14 protein-coding genes are annotated in these 18,430 nt (G+C 72.3%); 6 read left to right on the forward strand and 8 right to left on the reverse strand.

The annotated features are described in order from the left end of the window. The 4 genes from QC385_RS13030 to QC385_RS13045 all read right to left on the reverse strand — a co-directional run bounded on the left by QC385_RS13030 (position 1) and on the right by QC385_RS13045 (position 7,414). Positions 1-1,374 (reverse strand): extracellular solute-binding protein, encoded by a 1,374-nt coding sequence (locus tag QC385_RS13030; protein WP_279541457.1) that lies wholly within the window; start codon positions 1,372-1,374, stop codon positions 1-3. A 127-nt stretch (positions 1,375-1,501) separates the two neighbouring features. Beyond that, positions 1,502-2,173: a peptidyl-prolyl cis-trans isomerase gene (locus QC385_RS13035; RefSeq protein ID WP_279541458.1), complete on the reverse strand. Its 672-nt coding sequence runs from the start codon at positions 2,171-2,173 to the stop codon at positions 1,502-1,504. Then, positions 2,170-6,423 (reverse strand): NEW3 domain-containing protein, encoded by a 4,254-nt coding sequence (locus QC385_RS13040; RefSeq protein ID WP_279541459.1) that lies wholly within the window; start codon positions 6,421-6,423, stop codon positions 2,170-2,172. Before QC385_RS13040 ends, QC385_RS13035 begins: the two co-directional genes overlap by 4 nt. A gap of 106 nt (positions 6,424-6,529) precedes the next feature. Then, entirely contained in the window at positions 6,530-7,414 is an 885-nt protein-coding gene (locus QC385_RS13045; protein WP_279541460.1) for a MurR/RpiR family transcriptional regulator, read from the reverse strand. Between the two features lie 139 nt (positions 7,415-7,553). On the opposite strand from QC385_RS13045, the gene QC385_RS13050 reads away from it, so the two are divergent. The 4 genes from QC385_RS13050 to QC385_RS13065 all read left to right on the forward strand — a co-directional run bounded on the left by QC385_RS13050 (position 7,554) and on the right by QC385_RS13065 (position 12,370). Then, a complete protein-coding gene (locus QC385_RS13050) occupies positions 7,554-8,318 on the forward strand; it encodes an SIS domain-containing protein (protein WP_279541461.1) in 765 nt (254 codons plus the stop codon). 282 nt (positions 8,319-8,600) lie between these two features. Beyond that, complete coding sequence (locus QC385_RS13055; RefSeq protein WP_279541462.1) at positions 8,601-9,215, forward strand: carbohydrate ABC transporter permease; 615 nt, start codon at positions 8,601-8,603, stop codon at positions 9,213-9,215. Between the two features lie 28 nt (positions 9,216-9,243). Continuing rightward, positions 9,244-11,307 carry a beta-galactosidase gene (locus QC385_RS13060; RefSeq protein WP_279541463.1) on the forward strand — a complete coding sequence of 688 codons (2,064 nt, stop codon included), beginning with the start codon at positions 9,244-9,246 and terminating at the stop codon, positions 11,305-11,307. A 124-nt stretch (positions 11,308-11,431) separates the two neighbouring features. Further along, positions 11,432-12,370, forward strand: coding sequence for a Dyp-type peroxidase (locus tag QC385_RS13065; RefSeq protein ID WP_279541464.1), 939 nt, complete (start codon positions 11,432-11,434; stop codon positions 12,368-12,370). A gap of 15 nt (positions 12,371-12,385) precedes the next feature. Here the strand turns inward: QC385_RS13065 and QC385_RS13070 are convergent, their stop codons facing one another. The 4 genes from QC385_RS13070 to QC385_RS13085 all read right to left on the reverse strand — a co-directional run bounded on the left by QC385_RS13070 (position 12,386) and on the right by QC385_RS13085 (position 16,057). Then, the gene (locus tag QC385_RS13070; protein WP_279541465.1) at positions 12,386-13,384 is read right to left on the reverse strand and encodes a lysylphosphatidylglycerol synthase transmembrane domain-containing protein; all 999 of its coding nucleotides are present in this window, start codon (positions 13,382-13,384) and stop codon (positions 12,386-12,388) included. A 163-nt stretch (positions 13,385-13,547) separates the two neighbouring features. Further along, on the reverse strand, positions 13,548-14,282 hold the full coding sequence (locus QC385_RS13075) for an FAD:protein FMN transferase (RefSeq protein ID WP_279541466.1): 735 nt from the start codon (positions 14,280-14,282) through the stop codon (positions 13,548-13,550). A 4-nt stretch (positions 14,283-14,286) separates the two neighbouring features. Continuing rightward, on the reverse strand, positions 14,287-14,703 hold the full coding sequence (locus QC385_RS13080) for an FMN-binding protein (RefSeq protein WP_279541467.1): 417 nt from the start codon (positions 14,701-14,703) through the stop codon (positions 14,287-14,289). Between the two features lie 13 nt (positions 14,704-14,716). Further along, on the reverse strand, positions 14,717-16,057 hold the full coding sequence (locus QC385_RS13085) for a ferredoxin reductase family protein (protein ID WP_279541468.1): 1,341 nt from the start codon (positions 16,055-16,057) through the stop codon (positions 14,717-14,719). A 152-nt stretch (positions 16,058-16,209) separates the two neighbouring features. On the opposite strand from QC385_RS13085, the gene QC385_RS13090 reads away from it, so the two are divergent. Both QC385_RS13090 and QC385_RS13095 read left to right on the forward strand, forming a co-directional pair. Further along, a complete protein-coding gene (locus QC385_RS13090; RefSeq protein ID WP_279541469.1) occupies positions 16,210-16,908 on the forward strand; it encodes a response regulator transcription factor in 699 nt (232 codons plus the stop codon). Beyond that, on the forward strand, positions 16,905-18,386 hold the full coding sequence (locus tag QC385_RS13095; RefSeq protein WP_279541470.1) for a sensor histidine kinase: 1,482 nt from the start codon (positions 16,905-16,907) through the stop codon (positions 18,384-18,386). The genes QC385_RS13090 and QC385_RS13095 overlap by 4 nt, the downstream gene beginning before the upstream one ends. Positions 18,387-18,430 lie beyond the last annotated feature (44 nt).

Raw genomic sequence — 18,430 nt, forward strand, 5'->3', positions numbered from 1 at the left:
TCAACTGCCCTGCTCGATCAGCTGGTTCGCCTTGGACTGGGCCTCCTTCAGAGCGTCCTCGGCGCTCTTCTTGCCCTGCATGGCCAGCTGGATCTGGGCCGAGATGGCGTTCAGCTCGCCGGGCGTCAGCGCGATCTCGTCGGCCGTGGCGGTCTTGCGGTCACTGGCGACGATCTTGCGGGCCTCGGCGAACGGGTCGTCGCCCTTGACCGACTGGAAGAACGGGTCGTTCAGGGAGGCCGTGGTGGACGGGAAGATGACGACGTTCGGGTCCTTGGCCCACTCCAGCTGGTTCCCGGCGTTCGTCAGGAACCGCGCGAAGGCCAGCGCCGTCGAGGCGTTCTTGCTGGTGGACGCGGTGCCGATGTACTGCGGGGCGCCGACGGTGTGGCCGAGGGCGTCCAGCATGAAGGGCGCCACGCCGGTCTTCTTGTAGACGCTCGGGTTGTTCTGCTGGATGAACCGCAGGAAGTTGGGGTTGGTGGGGCCGTAGACCAGCTTGCCCTGGCCGTAGACGTTGGCCGGGTCCTGTGTGGAGGACAGGGAGTCCCTGGGCATGCCGCCGGCCTTGTAGAGGCTCGTCATGGCGTCGACCCACCGGGCCGTCTTCGGGTCGTCGGCGAAGGTGAACTTCTTGCCGTCCGGGGAGAGGATCTTGATGCCCATCTGCTGCCAGTCGGCGGGGATGCGCAGCTGCGGGTTGGCGAGGAACGCGTAGTACTCGCCGCCGGAGGCCTTGGCTATCTTCTCGGCGTCGTCGAACAGGCCGAGCACGGTGGTCGGAGGTCTGGCGGGATCCAGGCCCGCCTTCTTCATCAGGTCGGTGTTGAACGTCTGCACGATGCCGCCGGAGTACCAGGGCAGCACGCTGTGCACCTTCTTGCCGTCTGCGTCGGCGTACATGCTGGACTTCCACAGCGCGGGCGTGAACGGCTTGCCCGCGTCCGGTGCCTTGTCGTCCAGGTTCAGCAGGTAGCCGTTCTTCGTCAGCGCCACCGCCGTGTTGACGTTGATGTTCACCACGTCCGGCAGCGTGCAGCCCTGCGCGTCGGCGACCAGGCGCTGGGTGAAGGTGGCGTCGCCCGGGTCGTCGATCCAGTTGACCTCGGTGCCGGGGTGGGCCTTCTCGAAGGCGTCGATGACGCCGTTGAAGTACTTCCCGAAGTCCTTCTTCAGGTTGGTGGTCTGGAAAGTGATCTTTCCCTTGACTTCGCCGGAGAGCTTCCCGGAACCGACGTTGCCCTTGTCGACCTTGCAGCCGCCGGCCGTGGCGTCGCCGCCGTCCGAACCGCCGCCGGCCAGACCGCAGCCGGCGGCCGTCAGTGTCAGGACGGCCAGACAGGTCAGGGATCCGGTGAGTCTTCTTGCGCGCATTGCTGCCCTCCTGGGACCAGTCATGCTGGATCAAATCACCAAGTTGGACTTCGATTGATGAAAAGGTGGACCAGAATTCATCGGAGGTCAATGGTTTGCCGTGTTGCTGTTCGGTTGCGTACGGCGATCAGTGGCGGTGTTCGTGGTCCGGGTGGGAGGGGTCGCCGGGGTGTTCGTGGCCTTCGGCGTACACGACGTCCGCCCTTGCCCGGTCGAGCCAGTTGAAGAAGGCGCGTCGGGCGGCGGCGTGCCGTAGCTGCTGTGCGATGCCGTCGTGGACGTGCTCGTAGGGGTGGATGTCCGAGGGGGCCGGATCGTCGTAGGGGTCGACGCCGCGGCGCAGGGCGTCGGGGGTGAGGAAGCGGTCCCGGTTGCGGTCGTAGTAGTCCCGTACGGCCGTCTCGGGGATGTGCTGCTCGCGTTCCAGGGCGGCGAGCAGGGCTCGGGCGGCGGGGGAGTGGGCGAGTGCTGCGGCGATGATGCTGCCCAGGTCGGCGACGTCGGGTTCGGGGACGGTGAGCAACTGCATCGGCAGGACGTCGTTCGGTGGGACGAGCCCTCGTTCCGCGCAGGCGTGGCGGGCGAGTTCGTCGGTGACGATGACCTGGGTCGCCCAGCGTCTTCGTTGGCGGGCTGCGCGGGCGGAGAGTGCCGCGCCATGTCCGTGTGCGGGTGCCGCGCCGTCGTGGCTGGTCGCGCAGTTCCCCGCGCCCCTGAGGGCGTCAGTGCCGAGGAATGTCTCCACGTGCTGCTTGGGGATCGGGTCGCCACGGACGGTAGCCGCGTACTCATCCTTCACGGCGTCACCTCCAGCTCGACGGCCCGCGTGTACGCCACGCAGCCGTGCCAGGCCGCCTTCGCCATCAGCCAGTACGAACCCGGTGGGATCGCGTCGCCGTCGACCTCGATCGCGCACTCCCGCTGCTCCCCGCCGGGCACCGTGAAGCCCTGGCAGCCCGGGGTGACGCCGGGCCAGGTGCCCCAGGAGGAGACGGCCCACAGGGTGCCGTGGACGGGGCCGCGGGTGGGGTTCCGCAGGGTCACGGGCACCCGGGTCCGCTCGCCCCGGCGCACGGACACCCGCTCAACCCCCAGTTCCGTCACCAGAGTCGGGCCCCTGTGCCCGCCCGCGACGTCCAGGGCCACCACGTCCTCGTACGTCTGGCCGCCGTACGACAGCCGGGCGGCGAGCCAGTGCCGGCCAGGGACGGGGTCCGGCGGGGGCGTCACCGTGATGTCCGTGAGGGTGAAGCCGCCGGGGCCGAGCGCGTACGGCAGTTCGGCGGGCTCGGTGCGCCAGCCGGGCGGCACCTCGAAGGTCACCGTGCCCGACACCGGCGCGTCGGTGAGCTCCGAGGAGACCCGGACGGTCGCCGTGACGGGGCCGTCGGCGGTGAGGGCGGTGGGGGAGAGGTACACGGCGACCGGCATGTTGCCGCGGGGCGCGGGACCGGAGTTGTGCAGCCAGTAGCGGGTGGCGACCGGCTGGGCGGGCTCGTGGGCGCCGACGCCGGGGCCGACCGCGCTTTCCGGCGCGTGGGCGGGCGTGGCGAGGAGGGTGGCGACCTCGAAGCCGGTCAGGTCGACTCCGAGGCCGCCGGTCTCCTCCGGGACTTTGCGGACACCCCCCAGGGGCGCCCCGGGCCTCTCCAGGACGTCGGCGCGGGCGCCCGCCGCCCATGCCACCGGCCCGGCCACCCGCGCTCGTACCGGCCGGCCGTCGACCTCGTGCACGCGGACGACGAGGCCCCGTCCGGGATCCACCGGTGCCCCGCTGCCCCGGGCCAGCGGGGAGCCGAGCGGCTTGAGCGCGTCGAGCAGCACCTCGCCGGCGGGTTCCAGACCGAGCAGGGTGGCCTTCCTCGGCAGGGCACCGGAGGACTGGGCGCCCGAGGCCTGGGCGTCGGGGGACTGCCGCAGCCGCGCCGTCAGCGGACGGTTGTACGCGTGGCCCGCCTGCGGCAGCCGCATTTCGCGCCAGTCGCCCGGGCCCGCGACGACGGCGTACTCGAAGGTGTGCGACCAGCGCTGGAGCTGGAACCCCGAGCCGTCGGGGGCCGTGCGGCGCGGTGGGTCGATCCAGATGCCGGACGGCCAGCCGGTGCAGGAGCGCATCAGGGACATGTAGAGATCGCCGGAGGCGGTGACCACGCAGCCGGGCGTGCCGCGGTTGAGGATCGCGAAGCTGCGGCCGTCCCAGGCGTCACCCGGTGGCAGTGCCTCGCCGCCGCCGGCGGCCGTGGCGCTCACCGTGAAGTCGTCCAGGTCGGCGATCAGCGCGCCGACCGCCTCGGCGTCGTCCTCGGGGCGGGCGCCCGCCACCACCAGCAGCGGCAGGCGCTCCAGATCGCGCAGATCGGCCCCGGGGATCCACTCCTCGGCCAGACAGGCGCGCGGCGCGACCCAGACGGCGGCCACGCCCCGTTCGGCGAGTTGGCGCTTCAGTTCCCGCCCGGCCGCCGGGTCCCAGCCGAGCGCCTCGGCGACCACGGCGTTGCGGTCGGGGCCGCCGACGGCGATCCGGAGGTCCGGGAGGTTGGAGTCGACCTCCAGGTCGCCGTAGCGCGGGCCGCCCGCGATCGTCGAGGTGGCCGTGACCCCGGCGCGGACCAGGGCCGCCGCGAGCGGGGTGCCGAGGTCCCCCGCGACGTCCCAGTCGGCATAGACGAGTTCGGCGACGCCGATCGAGCGGTGTCCGAGGAGGACGCCGGAGTCGTCGTGGACGGCGACGCGGGCGGTGGAGCCGAGACCGAACCACGTGTTGGCGGGGTTGTCCAGCGTCCAGGGGAACCGTTCGCTGTCCACGTCCACGAAGCCGAACCCGCGCCCGATCACCGCGTCCGCCACCTCGTGCACCGGCAGCCCGCCCCGTACGTCCGAGGGCCAGCGCACCCGGATCAGCCGGTCGGCGCCGTCGTACCCGTCGACGGTCGTGGTGAGGTCGAGCCGGTCGACGCCCTGCCACAGCGTCAGCCGCTGGGTGCAGCGGAAGAGACCGAGGTCGGCGGTGACGGTGACACGGGAACCGGCGGGGGAGTGCTCGACGCGTACCTCGGCGGTCACGTCCCGGCCGCGGGCCGCGGTCGTGCCGGTCGGGGTGAGGTGCCAGGGGCCCTCGCCGAAGCGCGGATGCCTCGGGTACTCCTCCTGGACGACGATCTCGTTGCCGATGTCACCGGGGCGCAGCAGCTCCCGGCCGTCCTCGGCCAGTGCGCGCAGGCTGCTGACGCCACCGCCGCGTGCCGGGTCGACCGTCACCTCGTAGAACTCGTTGCGGATGGTGAGGCCCTCGCCGGGCGTCCAGCCGGGGGCGGGCCCCTCGGCGAGCGGGAGCGTCGTCAGGCCCATGCCGGGCACCTCCGGGACGACGACATGGAGCCGGCCGTCCTCCCGGACCGCGGGGAGCCCCCGCGGCACGAGACCCGGGTCGTCGACCGTCAGCACGTCACGGCGCTCCCAGGTCGCGGAGTTGAACACGACCAGCTCGGGGCCGTCACCCGGGGCGACCTGGTCGGCCAGGGCCTGGGTCGCGTCGGCGTGCACGCTCACGGCCAGATCGTGCAGCTCCCGCCAGCCGGTCATCAGGTCGATGTAGACCTGGTCGGACTCCGAGCCGGTGATGGCGTCGTGGTGGGCGCCGTAGACGAGTTGCCGCCAGGCCTTGTCCAGAGCAGCGTCCGGATAGGGACGGCCGGTGACGAGGGAGGCGAGCGTCGCCCAGGCCTCGGCGTCGGCGAGGAGGGTCTCGCCGTACCGCTGGGCCTGCTTGGTGTCGATGTAGGAGACGTCCTTGCCGGTGTAGACCGGGTTCATGTCGCGGGTCTGGGGCGATGCCCTGCGGCCCTCCGTCTCCAGTTCCGCGCGGACGGCGGCGAAGAAGTCCCGGGGGATCGCGCTGATGAAGCGGGGCCAGACGTACCGGGCGTTCCAGTCGCGGTGGATGTCCATGACCCAGCGGCACGGCGGCGCGTAGTCCCCGCCCACCGGGAGCAGCACGTTGCGGGTGAGGGCGACCTGCTTGAGCCGCTGGAAGAGCCGGTACGCGGCGGCCTCCGCCTCGGGCAGGGTGTGCGCGTTGTCGATGGCCCAGCCGGCGCCGTAGTGATTGACCATGTACGCGGTCAGCAGGCCGCGCCCCGACGGGGCGATCCAGTCGAACTCGGCCGGGAACTGCATCCGGCCGGGGTCCCTCGGTTCCTCGCCGAACACCGAGAGGGTCGGCCCCCACTGGTGGAACGGCCCGCGCGCCCACGAACTGGAGCTCACCCCGGCGTCCGCCATCAGCCCCGGGAACTGCGGGTCGTGCCCGAAGGCGTCCAGCTGCCAGGCCGTCTCCGGGGAGGCGCCGATGACGCCGCGCTGGAAGCCGTCGCCGTACAGGGCGTTGCGGATCGTCGCCTCGGCGCCGGTGAGGTTGGTGTTGGGCTCGTTGTAGGTGCCGCCCATGATCTCGACGCGGCCGGTGCGGATCAGCTGCCGCAGGAAGGCGCGCTCCTCAGGGAAGGCGTCCCAGTAGGGCTTGAGGTAGTCGACCTCCGCGAGCACGAACGTGTACGCCGGGTCGCGCCGGGCCAGGTCGCAGTGGGCCCGGACCAGGCTCATGCCGGACTGCCCGCGGGAGTCGAAGGTGCGGGCGGGCAGTCCGCTGCTCGCCGGGTCGTCGGCGACGTCCCAGGTCTCCGTGTAGGCGCCCTGGGTGTTCCACCAGACGGGGTCGTAGTGGAAGTGGCTGACCATGAACATGGTCCAGCCGGGCTCGGCCGCGGTGAACTCGCCCGTGCGGGAGGTGACTTCGTCGCCGTCGGCGGCGGTGACCGTGATCTCGCGGCGGTCGCCGGGGACCAGGTCCTCGCCGGTGACGGGGATCTCGGCGCGTACGGTGCCGTCCTCGCCGACTGCGGTCTCCGTGGTGCCGGTGAGGCCCGGGCCCTCGACGGTGAGCCGCACGGTCCGGCCCGGAGTGTGGCTCAGTTCGACGGCGACCACCTGTCGTGGCTGCTCGGTGGTCCCGGTGAAGAGCTCGGTCGACTCGACAGAGGTGACGCGCATGGGGCTCCTACGAGTGCTCTGGGGAGCCCCATCCTGCCCGGCGGAAGTGATTCAAACAACCATCTTCACGTCAACTTGGTGGTTCATCCATGCACGGCCGGTGGTGTCACCTGGCTCGCCGGGACTTCACCGCGTGCTGCGGGGTGATGTGGTCGGTCAGTGCCAGCGACGCGCTCGCGCGCTGGTAGGTGAGCTGGGCGACCCGGACGTACAGGCAGTCGACGAGCATCAGGACGGAGTGCCGGCTGCTGATGCTCTCGGACCGGAAGCTGGTCTCCGAGGAGGACGAGATCAGCCGGATGTCGGCGGACCTGGACAGGGGTGAGCGCGGGTCGGTGGTCAGGGCGATCGTCGTGGCGCCGCGCTCCTTGGCCATCTCGAACGGTTCGAGGGTCTCGCGGGTCGCCCCCGAGTGAGAGATGCCGATGGCCGCGTCCGCCGGGGTGAGCAGGGCCGCGGAGGTGGCGGCCGCGTGCACCTCGGTCCAGCCGCGGACCGCGCAGCCGATGCGGAACAGCCGGGTCTCCGTCTCCTGGGTCACCGCGCCGCTGCCGCCGACGCCGTAGACGTCGATGCGCCGGGCGCGGGCCAGGGCCTGGGCCGCCCGCTCCAGCGCGTCGAGGTCGATCCGGTCGATGGTCTGCTGGATGGCCCGCAGGTCCGCCGTGCCGACGACCTGGACCACCCGTTCGAGACTGTCGTCCGGGGAGATGTCGGGACCGATCTCGGCGGTCCCCCAGTCGGACACCTCGCCCCGGCCGCGCTCCTGGGCCAGTTCGATCAGCAGGTGCTGGTAGGAGTCCAGTCCGACGGCCCGGCAGAAACGGGTCACCGTCGCCTGGGAGGTGCCGGTGCGGCGGCCCAGCTCGGCGGCCGAGCAGTGGGTGACGGCGGCCGGATCCTCCAGGATCAGCTCGCCGACCTTCCGCAGGGACCCCGCCAGCCGGGGCAGCTCGGTGCGGATCAGTGTGGTGACGTCTGTGGGAGGCATGGGGAGAAGGTAACAGCCACCCTTTGGGGTGTGGATTGAATACCAGGACCCGACTCGGTGGCCGGAGCCATGCGTGATTTATTGATTCATCTCTGGGGAAGTGTAGGGTGATTCAATCCATCAGTGGGGAGTGTGTCGCGTGTCCGTCGAGTCTGTGAGCGCCCAGGGGTTCGCGCGGGAGAGCCTCGCCGTACTCCAGCAGGTCATCGAATCCGCCCGGGGCGACGTGGCCGCCGCCGCCGGTCTGGTCGCCGAGTGCGTACGCGCGGACGGTGTCGTCCAGGCCTTCGGCACGGGCCATTCGCAGGCCCTCGTCCTCGAACTCGCGGGCCGCGCGGGCGGACTGGTCCCCACCAACCGGCTGAGCATCGCCGATCTCGTCCTCTACGGCGGTGAGGACCCGGCCGTGCTCGACGACCCGCTCCTCGAACGCCGGGCCGGGGTGGCCGCCCGGCTGTACGACCTGGCCGCCCCGAGCCCCCAGGACCTGTTCGTCGTCATCTCCAACTCCGGCGTCAACAGCGTCATCGTGGAGATGGCCCTGCACGCCAAGGAACACGGCCACCGCGTCCTGGCCGTCACCTCCCTGGCCCACACCCGGGCCGTCCCCGCCGCCCATCCCAGCGGCCGGAAGCTCGCCGACATCGCCGACGTCGTCCTCGACAACGCGGCCCCGCCGGGCGACTCCCTGCTCGCACTCCCCGGCGGCGGCTCGGTCTGCGCCCTGTCCACCCTCACCGGCGTGATGCTGGTCCAGATGACGGTCGCCGAGGCGGCCGGCCGTCTCCTCGCCGCCGGCGAGCGCCCGCCGGTCTACGTCTCGGCCAATGTCCCCGGCGGCTTCGAGGGCAACCTGGAGCTGGAGAGGAAGTACGCGGGCCGGATCCGCCGCACGGCGAGCTGAGCCGAACCGGCCTGCCACGCCCCCAGAGCGTGACGGAGCAGCCGTTGCCGTGAGCCCGGCCCGGCAGCCGGCGAACCGTTTCCGTCCGGACCGTTGACGCGCCCCCCGAGGACTCACACACTGGCCTGACTACGTAGTCATGAGCGGCCAACCCGTCAGGCGGCCTCCGCTGACTACGTAGTCCACGACCAGAACCCCCCGCCGGAAATCGTCCCCGACCCGTTCACCCTCGACAACTACCGCACCCTGCTCACCGACCAGCCCTTCGGCCGCTGGTTCCTGATGAGCACGGTCGTCGCCGTCGTCGCCACCACCGTCTCGGTCTTCGTGTGCGCGCTCGCCGGCTACGGCTTCGCCAAGTTCCGCTTCGCGGGCAGGCGGCTGCTGTTCAACGTCATGTTCAGCTCGCTGTCGATCCCGTTCGCGGTGATCCTCGTGCCGCTGTTCGTGATCCTCGTCAAGACGGGGCTCGGCAGCCCGTGGTTCGCGCTGATCGTGCCCTGGCCGGCGCCCGCGTTCGGGATCTTCATGATGCAGCAGTACATCGTGCAGTCCATCCCGGACTCCGTGCCGGAGGCCGCCCGGATCGACGGGGCGAGCGAGTTCGGCATCTTCCGGACCATCGTGCTGCCCCTGCTGCGGCCCGCGCTGGGCGCCCTGGCCGTCTGGCAGTTCCTCCAGAGCTGCAACAGCTTCCTGTGGCCCCTGGTGCTGGTCTCCGACAGCTCCCAGTACACGCTGCCGCTGGGCCTTCAGACCCTGTTCGTGTCGGAGCAACGGCAGTACGACCTCGTGCTCGCCGGAGCCGTCCTCGCCGTCCTGCCGGCCGTCGCCCTCTTCGTGCTGCTGCGCAAACAGCTCCTCGAAGGCCTGTCCACGGGCGCGGTCAAGGGCTGACACACCACCAACTCACTTGAGGAGAAGCATGTTCGAGCTGCCCCGACGCGTCCTGTTCGGTGCCGCCTACTACCACGAGTACCAGCCGTACGAACGCCTCGAGGACGACCTCGACCTGATGGCGGAGGCCCGCTTCTCGGTGATCCGGGTCGGCGAGTCCGTCTGGTCCACCTGGGAACCGGAGAACGGCCGCTTCGACCTCGACTGGCTCCAGCCCGTCCTGGACGGCGCCCACGAGCGGGGCATCTCGGTCATCCTCGGGACGCCCACGTACGCGGTGCCGCCCTGGCTGGCCCGGCAGTACCCGGAGATCGCGGCGGAGCACCGCACCGGCGAGCGCATCGGCTGGGGCGCCCGGCAGGAGGTCGACTTCACCCACCCGGCGTTCCGCTTCCACGCCGAGCGGATCATCCGCAAGGTCGCCGAACGGTACGCCGGGCACCCGGCCGTCATCGGCTGGCAGGTCGACAACGAGCCCGGGCTGCACCTCTTCCACAACCACGGCGTCTTCCAGCGCTTCACCGACGAACTGCGCGAGAAATACGGCGACGTGGAGACCCTCAACCGCGAGTGGGGCCTGGTCTACTGGTCGCACCGGCTGTCCACCTGGGCCGACCTGTGGACCCCGGACGGCAACGCCCAGCCGCAGTACGACCTGGCGTGGCGGCGCTTCCAGGCCCGGCTCACCACCGAGTTCATCGCCTGGCAGGCGGACATCGTCCGCGAGTACGCCCGGCCCGGCCAGTTCGTCACGACCTGCATCTCCTACGACCGCCAGGGCGTCGAGGACGACCGGCTCACCGACCGCCTCGACGTCACCGCGGGCAACCCGTACTACACGATGCAGGACGCCCTCGCCCTGCCCGACACGGGCGCCGCCGGGCAGGACTGGACGACCAACGGCACCTGGGCGCTGTACCGCAGCGCCGACCGCATGTACTCCTCCCGCCAGGAGCCGTTCCTGGTCACCGAGACCAACGCGCAGGCCATCAGCGGGCCGTGGGACAACCGCCCCGCCTACGACGGCCAGTGGCGGCAGGCGGCCTGGGCGCTGGTCTCCCGCGGTGCCTCGATGATCGAGTACTGGCACTGGCACACCCTGCACTTCGGCACCGAGACCTACTGGGGCGGCATCCTCCCGCACAACGGGCGCCCCGGCCGCGTCTACCGGGAACTGGCGTTGCTGGGAGGGGAGTTGGAGAAGGCCGGTGACCTCGTCGCGTCCCTCACCCCGGACGCCGACGTGGCCTTCCTCTACGACGGGCCCAGCAAGTGGGCGCTCCAGGGCCAGCCGCCGCTGGCCGGCCCCGACAAAGGCCCGGACGGGCGGTCGTACGAGAGGATCTTCGACGCCTTCTACCGCGGTGCGTTCGACGCCGGCCTCCAGGCGCGCATCCTGCATCCCGGGCAGCTCCCGGACGCCGGACTGCCGCCGCTCCTGGTCGTCCCGGCCTACTACGCGGCCGACGACTCCGTCCTGGGCCGGCTCCGCGCCTACGCCGAGGCCGGCGGCCATCTCGTGCTCGGTCCCCGCACCGGCTACGCCGACACCGAGGCCAGGGCCCGCACCGGCCTCCAGCCGGGCGGGCTGGCCGAGGCGGCCGGGGTGACGTACGACGAGTTCAGCAACCTGGGCGACCCGCTGCCCGTCACCGGCACGGACTCCCTCCCCCTCCCGGCCGACGCGCACGCCCTGCACTGGGCGGACGGGCTGCGGCCGCAGGGCGCCGAGACGCTCGCGGCCTACGTGCACCCGCACTTCGGACGCTGGCCCGCGGTCACCACACACCGCCACGGCGCCGGGCGCGTCACCTACGTCGGCACCGTCCCCGACCCCGTTTTCGCCCGCGCCCTGTTCGACCGGTACGCGCCCGAGGGCGCCTGGCACCCCGCCCACCCGAGTGTCACGGCCACCTCGGCGACCGCCCGGGACGGCCGCCGCGTGCGCTTCCTGCACAACTGGTCGTGGGAGGAGGTGTCCGTGCCGGTGCCCACCACCCTGCGGGACGCACTGTCGGAGACCGTGTACGGCGACGCCGTGCCGCTCGGGCCCTGGGACGTGAAGGTGCTGCTGGAGGAGCCGGTCCGGTAACCACCGCTTCCGGTCGGAACGTTCCGGCCGCCCGTTCGCTGGGCATCGTGTCAGGGGCGTGGGCCGCGCCGCCCCGGAGGGGGAGCGGGCGGGCCGTGTGGGCCGGCCGAAGGGATGGGAAGCCATGACGTCACCGCTGCCCCCGGGAGAGACGCTGCCGCAGCCGGTGCTGAATCCGCCGGCGTCGGTCGCGGTGTTCCTCGTCGCCACGATCGACTCCGGCGGGGAAGCCGTCGTACGGGAGGCGCTGGGGTCCCTCGCGGGCCTGGTGCGGTCCGTCGGCTTCCCCAGCCCCGACGGCGGTCTCGGCTGCGTCGCCGGGATCGGATCCCGGGCCTGGGACCGGCTGTTCGGCGGCCCGCGGCCCGCCGGACTGCACCCGTTCCGCGAACTGGCCGGGCCCCGGCACCACGCCCCGGCCACCCCCGGCGACCTGTTCTTCCACATCAAGGCCGCCCGCACCGACCTGTGCTTCGCGCTGGCCGCCGAGCTCGTGCGGCGGCTGCGCGGCACGATCACCGTGCGGGACGAGACGCAGGCGTTCTCGTACTTCGACTCGCGCAATCTCCTCGGCTTCGTCGACGGCACGGAGAACCCCGTCGGCCCGGCGGCGGCCGACGCGGCGCTGGTCGGCGCGGAGGATCCCGGCTTCCGCGGCGGCAGTTACGCGCTCGTGCAGAAGTACCTGCACGACGTGGACGCCTGGGAGGCCCTCGCCGTCGAGGCGCAGGAGAAGGTGATAGGCCGCAGCAAGCTCACCAACCTCGAACTCGACGCGCCCGGCTCGCACAAGGACGTCAACACCGTCCTCGGCCCGGACGGCTCGGAGCAGAGGATACTGCGGGCGGCGATGCCCTTCGGCAGGCCCGGGCACGGGGAGTTCGGCACGTACTTCGTGGCCTACGCGCGCACGCCGGACATACCCGAGACGATGCTGCGCAAGATGTTCCTCGGCGGTCCCGGCTCGGGCCCGGACCCGCTGCTGGACTACTCGCGGGCCGTCACCGGCAGCCTGTTCTTCGTGCCGCCGACGGGGTTCCTGGAGGCCTTGCCGGAGAGCTGACCGCCCCGCGTGCCGTCAGAGCACCTTGCGGTGCACAAGGGCCGACAGGACGAGGGCTCCCGGCAGGAGAGGGAGCCACACGGTCAGGACGCGGTAGCCGATGACAGTGGCCGTGGCGGTGGCCACCGGGGCACCGAACGCGGCCATGGTGAAGACGAGCGCGGCGTCCACGGGGCCGATGCCGCCCGGCGCGGGCACGGCCCCGACCGCGGTGCCGGCGACCAGCAGCGCGAGGACCACCTGCGCCCAGGACAGCGGCAGCCCGAGCGAGAAACCGACCGCGGCGATCACACTGCCCTGGAGCAGCGGGGTGACGGCCGCCCCGCCCCACAGAGCGAGCACACGGCAGGGCCGGGTGTGCAGCTCGCGGGCGTCGGTCAGCGCCGTGCGCAGAAGGCCGAGGACGGGGCGGCGCAGCGCCCGTACGGTCACCAGCGTCACGGCGGCCGCGGCGAGTGCGAGCAGCGCGACGCCCGCCGCGACGAGCAGCGTGCCATCGTCCGGGACGAGCGCACCGAGCCGCAGGACGTCCGGGAACGCCACCAGGAACGCGAGCAGCACCACCGTCTTGGCGACCGGTTTGGCCAGGGAGTACAGGGCGAGTGAGGCGGTGGCCCGGGGCAGCGGGATGCCGCGGCGCTGAAGGAAGCGCAGGGTGACGGCGTGCGCGCCGATGCCCGCCGGCAGCACCTGGTTCGCGGCACCGGCGGCGAACTGCGAGGCCACCAGCAGCCCGGGCGGCAGCCGCTCCGGCAGGGCGCCCTGCCGGACACAGGCGGCGGCCACCCACGTCAGGCAGGTGCAGACGAACGCGACGAGCAGCCACCCGGGGTCGGCCGAGGCCAGCCGGGCAGCCCCCTCGTACGCCGCCCGCCGGTCGGCCAGGGCCCACCCCCCGACCAGCAACAGCGGCAGCAGGGCCAGGACCGGCCGCACGAGCCGTGCGGTGAGGGAGGGGCGGCGGGGTGCGGTGGGGAGCGGGGCGGGAAGCGTTTCGAGCCGGAGCTGGGACACGGCGTACGTCGTCCTTCCGCGTCACGCCCGGGGACGGGGCGGACGATGCAGGGCGAGTCAGGGGGACGCCGGAAACGTGCCCGCCCGGTGTGACGCGGGGATGTCGGGCAGCGGAAGCGAGAAGGGCGGGAGAACGACACGGCCGGTTCCGTGAGGGGGGTGTCTACGCCGCGACGGACCCCGCCTCCGCCACCGGGAATCCCGGACTCCGCAGCACGCGCCTGTCCGCGTCCACCGCGAACACCTCGCAGTGCTCCCGGGCCGCCGCCCACTCGACGCCCTCGGCGCCCAGGGCGAACGCCGCCGTCGCGACCGTGTCCGCCTCGGTCAGGGTCGGGGCCACGACGGTCATGCTGATCAGGCCCGTCGCCGGGCGGCCCGTGCGGGCGTCGAGGATGTGGTCGCCGCGTTCATAGCGGGCGGAGGTCGCGACGGCCCGGTCCGTGAGGTCCAGGACCGTGCAGAGCCGGTCGGCGTGTTCGGGGTGGCGTACGCCGACGCGCCAGGGGCCGCCGGAGGCGATCACGTCGCCGCCCGCGTTGAGGCAGAACCGCCGCGCGCCGGCCGCCGACAGCAGCTCCGCCCCCTTCTGCACCGACCAGCCCTTCACCACGGCGCAGGGATCGAGGCCGCGGCCGGGCGGCCGGACGTCGAAGGCGCCGCCGGTCGCGATCCGGTACTCCTCGCACAGGTCCAGGACCTCGCGGAGCTCCGGGCCGGGGTCGCGCACCTCCCCCCGGTCCAGCCGTGACACCTCGCTGTCCGGCCGGAACGGGCTGAACCGCGCGTCGACCTCGCGCAGCCAGGCGAAGAGGCCTTCCACCGGCGCCTCGGGGAAGCCCTCGTCGTCGATCCGTACCGAGACGGGGAACCCCATGACGTGCTCGACGCGCCGCATGCCGTCAGCCCCTCGCGTCGATGGCGGCCTGGAGCGACTCCTTGTAGCCGTCGCTGGTGATCGTGGCACCGGACACCGTGTCGATGTCGGCGCTCTGCGCCTGGAGCGTCTCCTGGATCAGCTTGGGCACGGCGGCCGTGGTCTGCGGGTGGTTCGGCTGCCGGAGCATCCGCACCGAGGCGATCTCGTCACCGTCGAACGTGACCTCGACCTGCACCGGGCCCTTCTCGGTGTCGATGGTCGAGCCGGACACGACCGTGGTCGTCGTGCCGCCCGACGAGGAGACCGAGGGCGTCGACGCGGGCGCGGCGGCCCCGGCGGCGGACGACGACGCCGGCCCGGTGTCGGGCGACGGCGTGTACCGCCAGAGCGGGATCAGGCCCGCGACACTCAGGACGAGGACGGGTATGGCTCGCTTCACGAATCTCTCCTCGTCATCCGGCCAGGCTGAAGCGTTCGAAGTGGGTCTGCGTCCTGGGCACGCCCAGCTCCCGCAGGCTGCCGAGCACCGCGTTCATCATCGGCGGCGGGCCACACAGGTACACGTCCCGGCCGGTGATGTCCGGGACCAGACGCGCCAGCTCCCGCGGCGCCAGCCGGTCGGGCACGGCCGGCCCGGTGACCAGGTGCAGCTCGGCGCCCTTGGCGAGCGCGAGTTCGCGCAGCTCGTCGTAGAGGACGGCGTCCTGGTCGGTGGCCACCCGGTAGATCACGACCGCGTGGCCGTGCAGTTCCTCCAGCAGGGCCCGGATCGGGGTGACACCGACGCCGCCGGCGATGAGCAGGGCGTCCGGGCGGGTGCGGTGCAGGGTGGTGAAGGCGCCGTAGGGGCCCTCGGCGAACACCCGCGTGCCGACCTTCAGGTGCCGCAGGGCCGCGCTGCCGTCGCCCGCCCGCTTGGCGGTCAGGCGCAGGGTGCGGCCGTCCGGCGCTGCGGACAGCGAGAACGGGTTGGCCTGCCACCAGCGGTCCTTCGTCAGGAACCGCCACAGGAAGAACTGTCCGGCCCGGGCGGGCAGCCGGTCCAGGTCGCGGCCCGTGATGTAGACCGAGACCACGTCGTCGTTCTCCGGGACCACGGCCGTCACACGCAGCCGGTGGCGGAGGTTGCGCCACAGCGGCAGCACCAGGCGGCCGAGGAACACCGAGGCGAGGGCCACGCCCCACACGGCGTACCAGTACGTCCGTGCCACGGACGACGAGGTGAACGACGTACCCGCCGCGACCTGGTGCGTGAACGCCAGTACCACCGCGACGTAGGTGTACAGGTGGATGAAGTGCCAGGTCTCGTACGCCAGCCGGCGCCGGGCGTAGCGGGCCGAGACCGCGCCGACCACGATGATGATCGCCAGGGCGGCGATCGCCCGCAGCACGCCCTCGACGGTCTCCGCGAGATCCACCAGTTGGTTCACCGGGTCCAGGGACGAGGACTGCGCGTAGCCGAAGACGATGAACACGACGTGCGCCAGCAGCAGCCACAGCACCGAGAAGCCCGTCCAGCGGTGCCAGGACGTCAGCCGGTCCATGCCGATCCGCCGGTCGAACCACGGCAGCCGCGCCACCAGCAGCAGCTGGAACGCCATGAGCAGCGCCCCGTACAGCCCCGCCAGCCGCCCCAGCACGATCAGCGTGTTCGAGGCGAAACCGGCCTGGACGAAGAAGACGGTCACCACGACCGCGTTGGCGAGCAGCAGCGCGTACAGGCCGCTACGGCCCACCACTCTCGGGCGCACGCCCGGCCGGGTCGCCGCGGGTGGTTCTTGGAGGGTCGTCACGATCGGCAGCTCCTTGATCGGATCCTGGGACACCGAGCTTGTCGCGGGGGAGCTGTCGGAATACTGTCGCCCGACTTTCAAGTGTTTATCGATCCGGCGGCGAAGCCCCGGGCGGCTATGGCGGCACCGGACACGTGCAGCACTATGAGCGGGTGGAAAAAGTACGACTCCTCGTCGTCGACGACGACCCGCCCATCGCCGACCTCGTCGCGACCGTCGCCCGCTACGAAGGCTGGGAAGCGGTCACGGCGTACTCCGGCGAGGACGCGCTCAAGCGGGCCGCCGAGTTCCACCCGGACATCGTGGTGCTCGACCTGATGCTGCCCGGCGTCGACGGCTTCGGCGTCCTGGACCGGCTGCGCGCCTCCGGCACGATGGTGCCGGTGGTGTTCCTCACCGCGCGCGACGGCGTCGCCGACCGGGTCGCGGGCCTGACCCGGGGCGGCGACGACTACCTGGTCAAGCCGTTCGCCGTGGAGGAGCTGATGGCCCGGCTGCGCACCGTGCTGCGGCGCAGCGCCGGCCCCGCCTTCCAGCGGTCCGTGCTCCAGGTCGGCGATCTGACCATGGACGAGGACACCCGCGAGGTGCGGCGCGGCGAGAGGCTGCTGTCGCTGACCCCGACCGAGTACGAGGTGCTGCGCTACCTGATGCGCAAGTCGCCCACCGTGCTCACCAAGGCGCAGATCCTAGACCACGTCTGGGAGTACGGCTTCGGCGGCCGCTCCAACGTCGTCGAGCTGGTCATCAGCCGGCTGCGCCGCAAGCTCGACGAGACGGACGACGGCGGCGCGCCGCTGATCCACACCGTGCGGGGATTCGGGTACGTCCTGCGACAGGCCTCCGAGTGATCGCCCGGCTGCGGCGGGCCTACCGCGGGATGCGCCTGGGCACCCGGCTGGCCCTCGGCCTCGGCGCCCTGTCGCTGGTCGTGTTCGCCGTCGTCGGCACGGCCCTCACCACGTACATGCGCGACTACCTGTCGGCCCAGCTCGACACCCAGCTGGCGCAGGCCCAGATCGCCCAGTCCAAGAGCATCGCGGACTACGGCACGCTCTCGGGCAAGAAGTACTACAGCTGGTTCTACGCCGTGTACGACGTCTCGCACGGCACGCCCGAGCTGCGCAGGCCCGAGGACCCCGCCGACCTGCCGAAGGACGTCGACGACTTCACGGCCCTGGCCTCGGCGCAGACCACCGCGCACACGGAGCTGCTGCGCACCGAGCACCTCAGGGGCGCGGGCACCTACCGACTGCGCGCCTGCGAGGTCGAGCCCGGGGTGATCCTGGTGAGCGCCGCGCCCATGGAGGACATCGAGGACACGGTCGGGCAGCTCATCACCATCCAGGTCGTCACCTTCGCGCTCGCGCTGCTCGCGCTGGTGGTCTTCGGCCGCCGCATGCTGCGCCGCGGGCTGAAGCCGCTCAGCGACATGGCGTCCACCGCGCACGGCATCGCCTCGCACGACCTGACCGAGTCGGCGGCCCGGCTGCCGCTGCGCGCCGACGGCCGGGACGGCGGCCCGGAGGTGGACGAACTGCGGACCGCCTTCAACACGATGCTGGAGCACATCGACGACTCCCTCGCCGTGCGCGCGGAGGCCGAGCAGCGGCTGCGCCGGTTCGTCGCGGACGCCTCGCACGAACTGCGCACCCCGCTGATGTCGGTACGCGGCTACGCGGACCTCTTCCAGTACGCCGCCGCCAACGCCCCCGAGGAACGCGACCGGCACCTGGCCCGGCTGCGCGCCGAGGCCGCCCGGATGGGCATCCTCCTGGACGACCTGCTGCTGCTCGCCCGGCTGGACGCGGCGGAGGTGGAGGCGCCGCTGCGGTGCGAGGACGCCGACCTGGCGGAGCTCGTGCGCCAGGCCGCGGACGCCTTCCGGGCCAGCCGTCCCGACCACCCGCTGACGGTGACCGTCGGCCCGGGGGCGCTCAAGGTGCGCCTGGACCCGCAGCGCGTCCGGCAGGTCCTGGACAACCTCCTCGCCAACGCCGCCGTGCACACCCCGCCCGGAACGCCGGTGTCCGTGGACGTCACCGCCGCCTCCCACGCCGCCCTGGTCCGGATCGCCGACGCGGGCCCCGGCATCCCGCCCGAGGACCAGGAGCGCGTCTTCGACCGCTTCTACCGCGTCGACAAGGCCCGCAGCCGCGACCGCGGCGGCAGCGGCCTCGGCCTGGCGGTCGCCCACTCCCTGGTCCGGGCCCACGGCGGCCGCATCGAGCTGAACAGCGAACCGGGGGCGACGGTGTTCACCGTGCGCCTGCCGCTGGACGGGGCGACGCTCCCGGCCGCCCCGGGGCCGGAAACGACCGCCGTCTAGACTCGACCGGCAACAACCCGTACGACCATGGCCAAAAGTCTCCG

The sequence above is a fragment of the Streptomyces sp. DH10 genome, assembly GCF_029813805.1.
GTDB lineage: Bacteria > Actinomycetota > Actinomycetes > Streptomycetales > Streptomycetaceae > Streptomyces > Streptomyces coeruleofuscus.

Excerpts from the sequence above, each read along its gene's own strand:
- QC385_RS13030 (WP_279541457.1), bottom strand. The coding sequence starts at position 1,374 with ATGCGCGCAAGAAGACTCACCGGATCCCTGACCTGTCTGGCCGTCCTG.
- QC385_RS13040 (WP_279541459.1), bottom strand. The coding sequence starts at position 6,423 with ATGCGCGTCACCTCTGTCGAGTCGACCGAGCTCTTCACCGGGACCACC.
- QC385_RS13045 (WP_279541460.1), bottom strand. The coding sequence starts at position 7,414 with ATGCCTCCCACAGACGTCACCACACTGATCCGCACCGAGCTGCCCCGG.
- QC385_RS13055 (WP_279541462.1), top strand. The coding sequence starts at position 8,601 with ATGAGCACGGTCGTCGCCGTCGTCGCCACCACCGTCTCGGTCTTCGTG.
- QC385_RS13060 (WP_279541463.1), top strand. The coding sequence starts at position 9,244 with ATGTTCGAGCTGCCCCGACGCGTCCTGTTCGGTGCCGCCTACTACCAC.
- QC385_RS13065 (WP_279541464.1), top strand. The coding sequence starts at position 11,432 with ATGACGTCACCGCTGCCCCCGGGAGAGACGCTGCCGCAGCCGGTGCTG.
- QC385_RS13075 (WP_279541466.1), bottom strand. The coding sequence starts at position 14,282 with ATGCGGCGCGTCGAGCACGTCATGGGGTTCCCCGTCTCGGTACGGATC.